This is a genomic window from Azotosporobacter soli (genome assembly GCF_030542965.1).
GTDB lineage: Bacteria > Bacillota > Negativicutes > SG130 > SG130 > Azotosporobacter > Azotosporobacter soli.
In genome coordinates this window covers 141,966-156,707 of record NZ_JAUAOA010000001.1, presented here as the reverse complement: position 1 = coordinate 156,707, position 14,742 = coordinate 141,966, and the positions used below count along the sequence as shown (strand labels likewise).

Annotated in this window: 13 protein-coding genes; 9 read left to right on the top strand and 4 right to left on the bottom strand. The window is 49.4% G+C overall.

What is annotated here, in order from left to right:
* Positions 1-3: 3 nt before the first annotated feature.
* From QTL79_RS00725 to QTL79_RS00715, 3 genes are all read left to right on the top strand, one after another.
* The gene (locus tag QTL79_RS00725) at positions 4-2,775 is read left to right on the top strand and encodes a sigma-54-dependent transcriptional regulator (RefSeq protein ID WP_346353010.1); all 2,772 of its coding nucleotides are present in this window, start codon (positions 4-6) and stop codon (positions 2,773-2,775) included.
* Positions 2,776-2,943: 168 nt separating this feature from the next.
* On the top strand, positions 2,944-3,465 hold the full coding sequence (locus QTL79_RS00720) for a hypothetical protein (protein WP_346353009.1): 522 nt from the start codon (positions 2,944-2,946) through the stop codon (positions 3,463-3,465).
* 143 nt (positions 3,466-3,608) lie between these two features.
* Positions 3,609-4,841 carry an EAL domain-containing protein gene (locus QTL79_RS00715; protein WP_346353008.1) on the top strand — a complete coding sequence of 411 codons (1,233 nt, stop codon included), beginning with the start codon at positions 3,609-3,611 and terminating at the stop codon, positions 4,839-4,841.
* Positions 4,842-4,911: 70 nt separating this feature from the next.
* On the opposite strand, the gene QTL79_RS00710 is transcribed toward QTL79_RS00715, so the two are convergent.
* The 3 genes from QTL79_RS00710 to QTL79_RS00700 all read right to left on the bottom strand — a co-directional run bounded on the left by QTL79_RS00710 (position 4,912) and on the right by QTL79_RS00700 (position 8,508).
* On the bottom strand, positions 4,912-6,213 hold the full coding sequence (locus QTL79_RS00710; protein WP_346353007.1) for a hypothetical protein: 1,302 nt from the start codon (positions 6,211-6,213) through the stop codon (positions 4,912-4,914).
* Positions 6,214-6,444: 231 nt separating this feature from the next.
* Entirely contained in the window at positions 6,445-7,359 is a 915-nt protein-coding gene (locus tag QTL79_RS00705; RefSeq protein WP_346353006.1) for a helix-turn-helix domain-containing protein, read from the bottom strand.
* Positions 7,360-7,626: 267 nt separating this feature from the next.
* Positions 7,627-8,508 (bottom strand): LysR family transcriptional regulator, encoded by an 882-nt coding sequence (locus QTL79_RS00700; RefSeq protein WP_346353005.1) that lies wholly within the window; start codon positions 8,506-8,508, stop codon positions 7,627-7,629.
* 169 nt (positions 8,509-8,677) lie between these two features.
* On the opposite strand from QTL79_RS00700, the gene QTL79_RS00695 reads away from it, so the two are divergent.
* From QTL79_RS00695 to QTL79_RS00680, 4 genes are all read left to right on the top strand, one after another.
* Positions 8,678-9,325, top strand: coding sequence for a LysE family translocator (locus QTL79_RS00695; RefSeq protein WP_346353004.1), 648 nt, complete (start codon positions 8,678-8,680; stop codon positions 9,323-9,325).
* A 42-nt stretch (positions 9,326-9,367) separates the two neighbouring features.
* Complete coding sequence (locus QTL79_RS00690) at positions 9,368-9,556, top strand: hypothetical protein (RefSeq protein ID WP_346353003.1); 189 nt, start codon at positions 9,368-9,370, stop codon at positions 9,554-9,556.
* Between the two features lie 43 nt (positions 9,557-9,599).
* Entirely contained in the window at positions 9,600-10,703 is a 1,104-nt protein-coding gene (locus QTL79_RS00685) for a Coenzyme F420 hydrogenase/dehydrogenase, beta subunit C-terminal domain (RefSeq protein ID WP_346353002.1), read from the top strand.
* A gap of 199 nt (positions 10,704-10,902) precedes the next feature.
* Positions 10,903-11,178: a hypothetical protein gene (locus tag QTL79_RS00680; RefSeq protein WP_346353001.1), complete on the top strand. Its 276-nt coding sequence runs from the start codon at positions 10,903-10,905 to the stop codon at positions 11,176-11,178.
* Positions 11,179-11,382: 204 nt separating this feature from the next.
* Here QTL79_RS00680 and QTL79_RS00675 read toward each other — a convergent pair whose 3' ends face one another.
* The gene (locus tag QTL79_RS00675; protein WP_346353000.1) at positions 11,383-13,383 is read right to left on the bottom strand and encodes a sigma-54 interaction domain-containing protein; all 2,001 of its coding nucleotides are present in this window, start codon (positions 13,381-13,383) and stop codon (positions 11,383-11,385) included.
* Between the two features lie 204 nt (positions 13,384-13,587).
* Between QTL79_RS00675 and QTL79_RS00670 the strand changes: the two genes are divergently transcribed.
* Both QTL79_RS00670 and QTL79_RS00665 read left to right on the top strand, forming a co-directional pair.
* Positions 13,588-14,250 (top strand): nucleoside recognition domain-containing protein, encoded by a 663-nt coding sequence (locus tag QTL79_RS00670; RefSeq protein WP_346352999.1) that lies wholly within the window; start codon positions 13,588-13,590, stop codon positions 14,248-14,250.
* Positions 14,247-14,726 carry a YjiG family protein gene (locus QTL79_RS00665; protein ID WP_346352998.1) on the top strand — a complete coding sequence of 160 codons (480 nt, stop codon included), beginning with the start codon at positions 14,247-14,249 and terminating at the stop codon, positions 14,724-14,726. The genes QTL79_RS00670 and QTL79_RS00665 overlap by 4 nt, the downstream gene beginning before the upstream one ends.
* Positions 14,727-14,742 lie beyond the last annotated feature (16 nt).

Genomic DNA, 14,742 nt, shown 5'->3' with positions numbered 1-14,742 from the left:
TACATGAAAAGAATTGATAAAATTTATGCTTACTTGCATGAAAATACGCAGAAACTTTCACGGGAAGATTTGCTGGGCGACAAGGGGTTTGAAACGGGCGAAATGGCAGATCGGCTGGATATCTTACGCAATAATGTCAGCAAAGAGCTGCAGGAACTGCTGCGCGCCGATAAGATCATAAAAATAAAAGGCAGGCCAGTAAAATTTCTGGACAAAAGCGCTCTTGAAGCAGTGCTGCAGATAAAAATAGGCGAGTGTTGCGTAGAAGTGGACAGCGTCGCGCAGCTTTTGGCCGAAAAAGAAGACGAAGATCCGTTTCGCAATATCATCGGCGCGGAAATGAGTTTGAAAAATCAGGTCGAGCAGGCCAAAGCGGCGATCCTATATCCGCCGGTCGGACTGAATACGCTGATCTTCGGCCAAACCGGCGTCGGCAAGACGCTGTTCGCCAAAATGATGTATAACTACGGCAAACATGTCGGAAAATTTACCGACGACACGCCGTTCATTACCTTTAACTGCGCGGATTACTACAACAATCCGCAGCTTTTGCTGGCGCATATCTTCGGACACAGCAAAGGTTCGTTTACCGGCGCGGAGCAGGAAAAAGAAGGTCTGATCGAAAAAGCGAACGAAGGCATCCTGTTCTTGGATGAGATACACCGCCTGCCGCCGGAAGGGCAGGAAATGATCTTCTATTTCATGGATACCGGCAGCTACAACAAACTGGGCGAAACGGAACGGAAACGAAAAGCCAGCGTATTGATCATCGGCGCGACGACCGAAGATCCGGGTTCGTACATGCTAAAGACGTTTATGCGCAGAATACCGATCAACATCAGCATTCCTTCGCTCACGGAACGGACGATACAGGAGAAAATCGACATCATCAAGCACCTGTTCGTCAATGAGGCGCACCGGGTGAACAAGACGATCAAGATATCCGGCGAAGTCGTCAAGGCCTTGATCGGCAGCGTATCGTACGGCAACATCGGGCAGCTCAAATCCAATATCCAGCTGACCTGCGCCAAAGGATTTCTTAACAGCATCAACAAACGCAGCGAATGCATCGAATTGGATTTTAAGACGCTTTCCTCCGACATCAAGAGCGGGCTCTTTGAGATCGGCAGAAACCACAAGGAATTTGCCGAACTGGATCACATCCTCGCTGCGCCGCTTTTGGTGAGCCCGGAGCGCTATAAGGCGATTATCGAAGAGACGGAAGAAGTGCCGATCAACCTGTATAAGCTGATCGAAGACCGGATTAGCCTGCTGCGCGAAGAAGGGATGCCGGACAGCGGCATCAATCAGTTCATTATTGCCGAGCTGAACGGCAAATTGAAAAAGTTTTATACCACCTTCAACAAAGGCAATAAAGACCGGAACCGGATCTCGAAAATCATCGATAAGGAAATCCTTGATTTTGCCGAACAGATGAAGACGCTGGCGGAGACCGAACTGGCGCGCAAATACAGCGACCGCTTCATTTATGCGCTGAGCTTTCATTTGAGCCTCTTCTTCAAACGGCTGAAAGAAGAAAAATATGACGCCAAAGGCTGTATCAGTTCACTGGCGGACAGTGACGCGGAACTAAAGGTGGCTTTGAAGATCAAAGAGATTATGAGCGAGACATTCCAAGTCGAGGTGCCGGAGGCGGAAGTCGCGTACATTGCGATCTTATTAAAATCGGTCGATGAGGAAAAGGAAGATCCGGTCGGCATCATTGTCGCCGCGCACGGCAGCAGCACCGCCAGCAGCATGGTCAGCCTCGTGCGCGAGCTGTTGGGCGACGGCATGCCGATTTGCGCGGTCGATATGCCGCTGCACGTCAGCCCGAAAGAAATTCTTGAAGTCATCATCGAAAAAGTGAAAATCATGGACAAGGGAAGCGGCGTCTTGCTGCTCGTCGATATGGGCTCGCTCTACAAATTTGAAGCGACGATTATCGAAAAGACGGGCAGCAACGTGCGGACGATCGACATGGTCTCTACGCCGTTGGTACTGGAAGCGGTCAGAAAATCCAGTGTCTTTGATATGGAACTGGAGGAGATTTACCAGTCACTGCGCGCGTTCAAGGGCTACAATAACGAAGCGAGCGAAAAAAATGACGGGAACAAGGCGATCGTAACGGTATGCACGTCGGGCAAAGGGACCGCACTAAAGTTAAAAGAAATCGTGGAAAATGTAGTGCGCACGTTGACGACGGAAACGATCCAGGTCTTCCCGCTGGAAATCAGTGAGCTGGATAAAAAGGTCAGAGTGCTGCAGGAAAAGTATGAGGTGCTGGCGGTCGTCGGCGTGAAAAAGGCGAAAGTCAACATTCCATTCATCCCATTGGAGCGCTTAATCGACGGAAACGGCGAAGCGGTGCTGCGCGAAATCATCAAAGGACGGCAGCTGGAAATCTTACCGCAGCAAGAAAGCGTCGTGATCAAAGATTTGTGCGAAGAAAATCTCGCGCAGTTTCTCACGTTTTTGAATCCGCATAAAATCATCGGCTTGCTATTGAATTTTGTCGAGACCTTGCAGCGGGAACTGAAAGCGGAATTTGACAACGCCGTAAAGATTCGAATCGTGGTTCATATGGGCTATGCGCTGGAGCGCAGCGTCATTGGCGAAGACCTGAAATGCGAAACGGAAAAAGAACCGGTCGACGCAGAAATCAAACGGGCAGTCGATAAGACTTGCGAACTGTTCAAGGCGGCATTGAACATTGCATTGACGGAGGACGAGAAATACTACGTCGGCAAAATGTTGATGCCGGAAGAAAACTAAAGAGCAATACAAAAAAACAAGACTGTTGAAAAATACAGTCTTGTTTTTCGTATGCGGAAAAAATATGTCATACTAACTGTTTGGCTAGTGCGAAAAGCAAAGCAATTTGATACGATAAGAAGGGAATATGTGTAGCATTAATGAAAAAATGGCAGGGAGGCATAAACGATGAATATCGCGCAAGTCATGGCCGGAATTCCTTGGTGGGTTTATCTGGTTGCATTGATGATCGTTAAGATTGGCGTCCAAGCGTCACAAACGCGGGTGGTGCCGCTAAAAAAACTCTTTCTCGCACCGCTGCTTTTGGTTTTTCTGGCGGTGGAAAGTTTTTGGAATCAGGCGGTGCTTGGACACGCCAATGTGACGACCTGGATTATCGGCCTGCTGCTCGGAGGCTTCGGTGGCTGGATGGTTGCGATGCGACTTACGCTGACATTCGATCATGCGAACCGCCTGGTGAAGCTGCCCGGCACATGGAGTACGTTGATTATCATGCTGCTGGTCATTGCCGGTAAAGTCGGCGTCGGCTATGCGTCGGCGCTCGGGCAAGGCAGCGTGCCCAACACGCCGCTTTTGGCCGTCGTCTTTGCCGTGTCCGGCCTTTGCACCGGAATTTTGCTCGGTCGCGTGGCCGGGTATTTTCAGCAGTTTGCCAAAAGCAAGAGCGTTGCCTTAGAACTGACGCAGTGAAGATGCCCGATTGATAAGGACGATTTGACAGTAAGCAAAGGGAACGGTATAATCAGAGCAATCGATTGCACGGCAATGCGGCCGCGAGAAACCCGGAAGGGATTCTTGCGGCCGTTTTTTGCTTAACGGGGAGGCGACACAGGATGAAAGAAGCGCAAGAAGCGGTCGAACAGGAACAACGCTCGATCGTAAAAGAGATTATTGAGCAAGGTTTGCTTACGACATATTTTCAACCGTTGGTTTCCTTAAAGGGCGGCAAGGTGATGGGCGTCGAAGCGCTGACGCGCGGCTGGCATCAAGAGACGCTGGTTATGCCGAGTGTCTTATTTGAGCAGGCGGATCAATTAGGGCAACGCTTGCACTTGGATCGCCTTTGCCGCGATCGCGCATTTGCCGCGTTTCAAGCGAGGCAGGGCGAGGACTGGCTGCTGTTCGTCAACATCGATGCCAGCATCTTAACGGAAGGCGTCGTCGGTTCGGACTACCTGCTCGAATCCGTCCGTGCAAAGGGAGTGGAACCGGAACGCGTGGTCATCGAAATATCAGAAAATGGAAATCAAAGTCCGCTCTTGTTGGAACGTTTCATCGACCAGTATCGGCGGCATGGTTTCATGATCGCGTTGGATGACGTCGGCGTCGGCGATTCCAATTTTGCCCGCATCTTAATTGCCAAGCCGGACGTAATCAAAATTGACCGCTGCATGGTGCAAAACTTAATGCAGGACGCATACAAGCGGGAAATCTTTTCCGCCTTGGTAACGCTGGCGCGCCGTGTTGGCGCATTGACGGTCGCCGAGGGCGTCGAGACGGAAGAAGAAGCGATGGCGGCGTGGGAACTCGGCGCTGATCTTGCGCAGGGCTATTACTACGGCCGCCCGGTTGCCGCCGACAGGCTGCAGTGCGATGCGGTCAATGCAAAAATGAAAGAGACCGCTGCTGATTATCAACAATATAAGATCGAAAAAATTGCCCGGAGTTACGAACGACAAACGCAGTATAAGCTGGTCGTTGAAAAGCTGCTGCAAAGAATAAAAAGCTGCCAGCCCGACGATTTTAGCGCCGTATTGCGCAGTATGCTTTGCGAAAACTCGGTCGAATGCCTCTACGTATTAAATAGCCGCGGCGTACAGGTGACCGAAAGTCTCTGCCAGGAAAAGCTGGGCTGCAGCAAGCGTCTCTTCCAGCCGGCCACAAAGGGCAGCGATCAATCGGCAAAAAACTACTGCCTACACATCATGGCCGGACGGGAAATGTATGTCAGCGATCCCTATGTTTCCTACGCGACCGGGAATTTGAACCGAACCATTTCGCGCCTCTTTCGCGCCGCGGACGGCAAGGAGTACATATTATGCGTGGATTTTTATTTTAGTGAGTAGGAGAATCGGCCATATAAAGCGAAAAGCCCCGCCCAATTCCATTTCGGAATTTGGCGGGGCTTTCTTTTGCTTACTTGCTTAGTTGTAGAACTTTAAAGCTAATGATTTTTTCAAAAGCCAGGTACTCGAGGCTGCCGTCGATGCTATCTGTAAACGTATAGCAAGTGTTGCCGGTGTTCACCGTTCGGTTGTACCAGCTAACAAACGTCGTGACCTCGCTTTTGCTCACCGTGTATTCGCGCTCGCTGGAATCGCTCATAACGATGCGCAGTAGGACATTACCGCCAGGAACAGGCGGCGTAACTGCCTTGTTCGGCGTTGCCGCGGCTTCGTTCGAATTGCCGCTTTCCCCCGCAGCCGACACAGCGCTTACCACATAATAATATGTCGTACCGTTGGTTACGCTGCCGTCAACATAGGTCGCACCGCTAACGTTGCTAGCGATCGTCGTATACGGACCGCCTGCAGTGGTGGCGCGTTTGACGTTGTAACCGGCGGCACCGGTTACCGTCGTCCAGGAAAGAGACACCTGAGCATCGCCTGCGCTTGCGGTTAGATTAACTGGCGTTGGAATAAGAATTTTATTCGGCGTTGCCGAGGCTTCATTCGAATTGCCGCTTTCGCCCGCAGTCGCCACACTGCTTACCACGTAATAGTATGTCGTACCGTTGGTCACACTGCCGTCCACATAGGTCGCGCCGCTAACGTTGCTGGCGATTGTCGTATACGGACCGCCTGCAGTGGTAGCACGTTTGACGTTGTAGCCGGCGGCATCGGTTACTGCTGTCCAGGAAAGTGATACCTTTGCATCTCCTGCGTTTGTCGCCAGATTGGCGGGGATTGCGATAGGGGTGGTTGGTGTTGGCGTTTCAACAATGGTAATTTGACCAGAGCCACCTTCTCTTACGGCGCATACAATAATATACATTGGTTTAGGTAAGGTGTTTATGTCAGTAAAGCATACTTCGAGTGAGATGGAGTTTTTAAAAAATTCCATGGTTCCATTATCAAAATCCACTTCCATTTCAACAATGTCACCGATTGAAAACGGTTGGCAATAAGCAGCATCGTCAGGATATTTTGAACCTGCCGTAGCATTAACAAAACTGTTTCCTGCAACACAAAGACCGCGTTGTTTTCCTGGAGTGTTCCGTCCAATAAGCCAATAGCCGTCTAAGTTTGAATCAACGCTGGCAATGCCGAGTCCTGTTATAAGCCCATCATAGCGAAAAGCAAAGCGATGCTTTCCCGAACTGTACTGAACGTCATCGACGGAAGCAAATGCCCAATGTGTACCGCTAGTTCCTGTTAACGTCTTGCCGTCTGCGCTCAAGGAGCCGTTGCTATTTTTTAAGATGAGTTTTTGTTCCATTTTTCATTCCCCCAATCCATTTTAAATTCGGCGATCTATTCGGATCTCTTTCGCTAAAGCGTGTGTATCCTCTCATCGCTCGCAGTGGTATATCTTCATATCGCTAAGAATATTAAACGTTGGGAGCAGAAGATTGGAACAAAAATATTGCGAGAGAAACAAAAAAAGAACGATTCCCGTTCCTGCGTGAAGCAGAAGGGTGTCGTTCTTTTTGTTTCTGTGATGATAGGGCTATGACAGAGAACGTACCGGGCGGGCTTCGATGTAACCTCGCTCGCATACCGGCTCCAGTTGGAAACGCGGACTCTCTTCATCCGCCCATTGAAAGCCGTAAAGTTCGGGCGTATAGGTTTTGATGCCTTGCCAGACTTCTTCGATCGCTTCCATGAAATCGTCGGCTGCAAAAGGTTGGCCTTGAAAGACCATCATTTTGCAGGCGGGCAAGTCGATGACGTCAAAACCGGCGGGAATTTCGCCGCTGTAATCGACAGGCACTTCGACGCCCTGCGCATAAAAGGAAGTGTTCTCTTTGCGGAATCTGGACGGAAGCCACACGCCGATCGGTTCATACAGTGCTTCTTTTATGCTGCACAACAATCCCCAGACTTCGCAACTCACTTCTTTGCAGTAATCAAAATAGTTATCGGCAAGATGACCTCGCTTCAAAATTAATTTTCGGGCGGGACGTTCGATGACCTGGACGAAAACAGTTTTAGCAAATGAATTTTTTGGCATGGCGGATGCTCCCTTCTGCAATAGGATGTAATAAGAACGGATCGGACTCGGCAGGAAAAGGGAAATGGGCGGCGCTTTTTTGCGATACGTTTGTGGGGCGATGCCGAAGTTTTTTGTGAAGGCGCGCGTGAAACCTTCATGCGAGTCGAACGCGAAATCAAGTGCGACATCGATAATCTTGCTGTCGCCGTCGCGAAGCGTCAGCGCGGCACGCGAAAGGCGCAGAATGCGAATATATTCAGGCAATGTTTTTCCGGTCAGTTCCTTGAATAAGCGGGACGTATGCCAGGGAGAATAACCGGCTGCGCGCGACAGCATATAAAGCGTTATCGGTTCGCCGAGGTGCGATTCGATATAATCCTGCACGCGCTGAACGGCATTGACGGCGTCTAAATTATCGATTGCATTCACAACTTCACCTCCTGAGATATAGGATAGCATACAGGGAAGGGGCGGACTTGACCCGAATTGCTTTCGTTTTTTCGGAAGCGAGTCGTAACGATTTTTTAAAAATAACAGAGGTTAATCTGAATTTGTTGAAGTGCAGATGACGAGTTGCGGAAAACTTTTACGCGGTGAATGGGGATTTATTCAGGGAAAGCGTATGCAAGAGATGTCAAATAAAGAACAACCGCTTCCATCCGTGTGATAGAAGCGATCGGTTCTTATTTCTTCTCCCTATTGAAAGATGTCTTTTTGCAACAAATCAAGAAAATGGCGGCTGCTGGCAGAAAGTCTGCGGTTTCGTAACCAGACGATGGCGGTTTGCGTTGCTAGAGATGGCTCTGCAATGATCTTGTAGCGCAACGACGGGTCGGAGAAGAGGTCTTCGGTTGATTTTGGCACCAGCGCCATGCCGAGGCCTTGTTTTGTCCACAAAATATTCAGCGTAATGCTGTCGCTGACGCAGATGATTTTGGGCGTGAAACCGGCTTTGGCGCACCAGTCGAGAAACATTTCTTTCCAGCGAAGCGGAATGATTAGGGGTTGTTCGGCCAGTTCCGAGAGTTTGACGCTGTCTTCTCGTTTGCCGCAATAGCAGGCATTTTTTTTCATTGCGACGGCGAGCGGTTCCGGCGGCAAAAGGATCGATTCGTAAAGTTCTGAATCAAACGGTGCACGGATGATGCCGACTTCGATGATGCCGGTGTTCAAAAGCTCCAAGACGCGAAAACCGTCGCCTTCCCAGAGTTGAAAGGTGACATTGGGGTAAAGTTGATAAAACCTGCTGATTAAATTCGGCAGCAAAGCGACGCCGGAAGTGGTGACCGCGCCAAGCGAGATGACGCCGCCGAGGCCGGAGTGAAAGTCACTCATTTCGTTTGCGGTAGCGTCAGCCAAGGCAAGGATTTGCGCGGCTCGCTCACGGAAAAGTTGCCCAGCTTCCGTTAAACGGATTCTGCGGCTGCCTCGTTCGAACAATTGGACGCCAAGTTCCTCTTCTAATTGCTTCATCTGCCGACTGAGGGCGGGCTGCGCAATGTTCAGACGCTTGGCGGCATTGCTGATGTTTCCCTCTTCTGCAATCGCAGAAAATACTTTCATATCGCGAATATCCATCGTATCGCCACCTAACATGTGTTTTTGATATAGCTAACATGCGTTTTTGATAATTTTATTATAGTTTAGCCTGTGTTACAATGGCAACAAATCAGAGGAATGAAGTGTCGGGAAGTGTCCTGTAAAATGCTCTGTGATGAAATGAAAAACGATAAAGGGGCGGTGCGTTTTGAGTTTGCCAATCAGCGGGGCGGAATTATATTCATTTATGCTTGTGATGTTGTTGATGCTGGTTACACCCGGAGCAAATCAGATTTTAGTTTTTCAATCGGGCTTGAATTTTGGACACAAAGCGGCGATATATAATGTGGCCGGAATTACCGCTTCGATGTTTGTGCATATGATGCTGTCGGGCTTGGGGGTCGCGCTTGTCATGTTGCAGTCGCCAAGTTTGCTCAGCTTGTTCAAAGGACTAGGCTGCATCTATCTTATGTATTTGGCGCTCAGCGGTATGGCGAGTGCGCGCAGGACGCCTTTGAACGCCTTGGATCAGACTGACGCAGTGCAGAAAAGCGGAGAGGAAAAAGGACGCGGTTTTTTTGCGAAGGGCTTTACGACGAATGTCTTGAATATCCAGACCTCATTGGTTTTTCTTTCAATTTTCCCGCAATACATGAATCAGGATCAGAGCTTGCTTTCGCAATCCTTGTTTCTGACGCTTATTTTTATTGCGATGCTGGTGACTTGGTACAGTCTTTTGATCGCATTGATTTTTCGCATTCGCAGGTATCTGCTTGATAGTGAAGTCCAGCGAATGATAAAAATGGCTACGAGTTCGCTGCTGTTGGTGACGGCAATCGTCATGCTTTTGAAGTAAAAGCAGCTGCAGTGAATTTCGAAATGCACAGGAGGTAGGACGATGCGCGCCTGCAGTTGGCTTTGTTTTATTGGGGTGTTGTTTACGATTGTTGATCAATTTTATAGCGGGATCAATTGGATGCGCCTTTTTCTTGGCGGATTGGCGGCGGTTGCTGTTTGGACGGATTGTGAACGGTGGCTGCAATACAAACTGAGAAAAAAGAAAACGGCAGTCAGCGGTGCGCGATAAGAAAAAACATCCGTGAGAATAAAAAGAAAGGATGGGCCGAAACATGGAATCTGTTTATGCAGGAAAAGAAGACTGCAGCGGCTGCGGTGCTTGCTTTAGCCGTTGTCCCGAGCAGGCGATCACGATGGAAGCGGATGAAGAGGGGTTTCTCTACCCGAAAATTGACGCGGCGCAGTGCCTGGATTGCGGCATTTGCCGCGCTGTTTGTCCGCTCTTGCACGAAGGGCATTATAAGGAGCAAGAGTTGTCGCGTTTTTACGTGGCGCGGCATAAGTCGGCGGACGTTCTGCTTCAGTCGACCTCCGGCGGAGCTTTCACGGCGCTGTCCGACGCGGTCTTGCGGCAAAATGGCGTCATTTACGGCGCGGACTATGATGAGGATTTTCGTGTACTGCACCGGCGGGCGGAAACGAGCGCGGAGCGTGACCGGATGCGGATCTCTAAATATGTGCAGAGCGATATAACGCAAGTCCATGCGCAAATAAAGAGTGATCTGAAAGAGGGGCGCATGGTGTTGTTTACTGGTACTCCGTGTCAAACCGCAGGCGTGCGCGCCTTTATCGGCGATTCGCCGCTGGCAAAGAAGCTGTATTGTTGCGACTTGGTCTGCCACAGTATTCCCAGTCCGTTGATCTGGGAAGAGTATAAAAAACTGCTGGAACGCGAACAAGGCGCGAAGCTGGCTGGCGTGCAATTCCGTTCGAAGAAAGACGGTTGGAGTCGTGCAAACAGCAACAAAGGCTTTCTCTTTCGTACCGAAAGCGACTCGCGGCTGCAGGAGGACGATCGATTCTATCATTTGTTTTTCAAAGTAGGCGCGATTACAAGGTCGTCCTGTTCGGCCTGCCGCTTTACCGATCTCCAGCGTGCATCCGACTTGACGATCGCGGATTATTGGGGCATTGAGAAATACAGTCCACAGTGGTTTGATCCGTTGGGTGTTTCCTTGATTATGCTGAACTCAGTCAAAGGAGCGGACTTGTTTGCCCGCTGCAAAGAGGATTTACTCAGCGAGGAACGGGAGAAAGAAGAAAGTCTTAGCGAGCAGAAGCGTCTGCGTGAACCGGTGCAACTTCCGCCGGAACGCAGTCGTTTTTGGCAGGAATATAAACAGTTCGGCTTTGCACATATCATCGAAAAATGGTGAAGGTTTTTTTGAAAAACCGGCTCCCTTCCGTCAAAGCGACGAAGGAGCCGGTTTTTTGTTTGTGTTTTGCGGAATTGCGCGGATTTATATTATTTTAATATAAACACAGCAAATATTTACACTGTTTTTATGCAACCGTTTTTATAATGAGAGTAGAAAATAATGTTGGGCGTTATATTGGAAAAGAGGCGAATTAATTATGAAACAACGAATGATGGTTACGTTTTCTGTTGATAAGGAAATTTCAATTGGCGTTGTAAGCGAGTGGCTAAATAAACAAATAATTGCCACAGATATAACGGAAATTCGGATGGATGAAAGAGATGTTGAACTGGTTTTTTGCGGAGAACTTTATACTTATTTGGGTAGTGTGGTAATTCAATCGCCGGAAGCGGTAGACTGTAATCAACTGGAACGCGTATGTAAGCATCATCCGCATTTTATCCATCAACTTGAATTTCGGACCAGATCATAACGTGGCGGCGAAATGAGGCGAGATTAGCGTTTAAGGGGAGGGGAATGTCATGCGGAAAAACCAAATTATGCCACTGATGGTGTCGATGACTTGGATGCTTAGCATGGTATTGTTGAGCAATTACTAAAGGCTGAAAAGATAGTGCAAAATAAAAAGCGTCTCACTTTTGCTATAAGCAAAAACGTGAGACGCTTTTTGTTTTCATCAGATAAGAAGTAAACCTTTGCGGCCTTTGCAAATTTCAATTTGTCCGGTTGCTTTCAATTGCAAAATGGTTTTTCTAATGTTGCTTTCCGGCACCTGGAGCATGTGAGCGAGCGAGCGGCGGCCGACCGAGATGCCTTGCTGATTGCAGCGGGCGATTTCTTCCAGCACTTTTTCGTGCAGTGTTCTTTCTGTCGTTTGGGACGGATTGTTTTGTCTGACGTTGCGCAAAAGAAGATCATAATGGCGCAGCTCGTCGTTTAAAAGATCCGCTTTCGGCGGCACGCTCGGACAAATGTTAACCAGGTATTCGACGACGTTTTGCAGTTCGCGAATGTTGCCGGGCCAGTCGTAGGCGAGAAAATAAGGCGCGACATGCTGGAAGTAATCGGCGGCGTTTTGTTTATCGGCGGCTGGCTTGAATCGTTCGTAGTAATGCGTTGCCAGTGCGAGGATGTCTTCTTTTCGCTCTTTCAGCGACGGCAGCGCAAGCGGCAGAACATTGAGGCGGTAGTAAAGGTCTTGGCGGAACAAACCGCGCGCGACCAGGTCTTTTACGTTTTGGTTGGTGGCCGAAATAACGCGGACGTCGATTGGGATGTTTCGCGTGCTGCCGATGCGGCGGACCTGTTTTTCCTGCAAAACACGCAAGATGCGGACTTGAAAGGTAAGCGGCGAATCGCCGATTTCATCCAAGAAAAGAGTCCCTTTGTGCGCCTGCTCAAACAAACCGGCAGCGCCGCCTTTTCGCGCTCCGGTAAAAGAACCTTCTTCATAGCCGAACAATTCGCTTTCCAACAACGTTTCGCTGAGTGCGGCAAAATTGATCGCGATAAAGGGGCCGTGCCGCCGGGCGGATGCGTTATGTATTCCTTGCGCCAGCAATTCTTTGCCGGTGCCGCTTTCACCCTGAATCAGAATCGGCGAATCGGAGGCGGCCAGACAGGTGGCTTTTTCAATTGCGCTTTGAATTGGCTTGCTGTTGCCGATGATTTGTGACAGCGTATAGCGGGCGACTTGTTGCTCGCGTACGGTTTTGCGGCGCAATTCTTCTTCTAAACGCTGAATTTCCGAGACGTCTTTGAATGTGTAGATGAAGCCGGACGGTTTTTCGTTATTACCGATTGCAGCCGCATTGGCGACGAGTTGGCGATTGTTATAGGAAATAAAATTCTCCTCTTGTTGTGGAGATAGTTGCGTCAGGAATTTTTCCAGTTGGCTGTTTAATGCGGCATCGATCTTTTGGCCGGTGACTTGCTCGGCCGGTAATGACAACAACTCTTCAGCTACGGGATTAATGACCGAAATGGCTTGATTTTCATCAATTGCGATAATCCCGTCGTGGACGGTATTAATGACGGCATGTAGCTTGTTATTCAAAATGTGGCTGATCGTCGCGTTTTGTTTATTTGTTTTAATAAGCCGGATCACATCGCGCATGTAGTTGGCCGACAAGATGTTGGCATTGGCATCTAACAGCGCAAGTTTGTCCGCAATTTCGACAAGGGTGGTGATATCGACGGTGCGTGAATGAATGTCGATTATCCTTTCGACGCAGGGCGGGGCGCAGTCGGGCTCGCCGGGCGTGACGGCCAGTTTCAGCTGCGGATAGTCGCGCAAGCCGGGGGCGTAGGGATGATAGCGAACATGGTCGATGCCGAGCGCCAAGAGCAGTGAAATTGTTTCGCGCGCGGTACTCATATCGTCGTTGACGAGCAAAACATCACTGCCGTCCGGGATGTCGAAGAGTTTTTCCACCTCATGATAATTGATCGAACGTCTAGTGATAAGAACCGGACAAGAAGCAGGAATCAGGTTTCGCACATGCGGTAACAGTTCATTGCTGGAGAGCAGGACTAAATCGCCTTGCAAACGATCCGGCAAAGCTGAACCGAGGTGGTAACCGGATATGGTCACGTGATTACCGAGCAGCGCCGCCAGTTGTTCGGACAAAGTTTGCCAGGTGTTTCTGCCTTTGGTTATCAGTGTAAGATGTTTCAAGTTAATAGTCCTCCTTTAATGGGAAAAGGGCGTATTAAAAGGGAAAGTAAAAGGGACAATAAAGGGCTGATTTCGCGCTGTGCTTGTAAAAGTCCTGCTTAGAGAAAGGAAATACAAGGCGTGAAGGATGAGGTTCAAGTTGGCATGGTAATTGCATATAGTGTTTTCGGTAGATGGAATTATATTTTTTAAGGAGGGACAAAAATGGAGGGGAATAACAAACAGCCAAAAGTCGGCGTAAAGGCCTATGTAGTGTTTGCCTTTGCAATCCTGTTCTTTTCCGGCTTGCTTGCTACAAGTCAGGAATGGTATCGGGCAATTGACTTTACGGTGCTAAATGGCGCATTTGGCAAAATCAGCGGCGAAGCGGGAAAAAGTTTTACGTTTAGAGGTGCAGGCGGCAGTGGCGCACGGGACGGTTTTTTATTTGCGCTGGAATTGATGCCGGCCATCATCCTGGCTCTTGGCGTGGTAGAAGTGGTAGAGGGGCTTGGCGGTTTGCGCGTGGCGCAAAAGTTGCTGACGCCAGTTTTAAAACCGTTGATGGGCTTGCCGGGAACTTGCGGCTTGGCGCTGATTGCTAATATGCAGAGTACCGATGCCGGTGCGGGTATGGCAAAAGAAATGTATGAAAAGAAGCAAATTGATGATGGACAGCGTTCTGTTTTCATTGCCTACCAGTCCAGCGCCAGCGGTATGATATCAAACTATTTTTCATCAGGCGCCGCACTATTTGGTTTGATGGTGGGACCGATCATTTTGCCGCTCTTGGTTATTTTTGTGTTCAAGGTGGTCGGGGCAAATTTGATGCGTGCATACTTGCGTTTTGAAGCGGGACAAGTTGCGAAGCAGGAGGGTAAAGCATGATGGAAGAGATAAAAGATAAACGGAATGTTTTGGACATGTTTATGGATGGAGCGCGCAATGGTTATCGGATCGGCGTACATAATTTGATTCCGGCGTTGGTCATGGCCTTCGTTTTGATTCGTGTCTTGGAGGTAACCGGATTGCTGAAAGTGGTAGGCGATGTTTGCGGGCCGGTCATGATGATGTGGGGCTTACCCGGTGAAGCGGCTGCTGTGATTTTAGCATCCGTCATGAGTATGGGCGGCGCTGTCGGCGTCGCGGCCAGCTTGTATACTTCGGGACATCTGACTTCATTGCATATCAGTGCGTTGCTGCCGGCCATTTATCTGATGGGCAATCCGGTGCAAAATGTTGGACGGGTGCTCGGACTTTCGGAGACGAATCCGCGTCACTATGCCGCTATTTTAGCGATTGGCGCGATTAATGCGATGCTGTCGATCTGGGTCATGCAGCTATTGCTGCAATTTATCAAATAATAAAGCGCCCGTATGC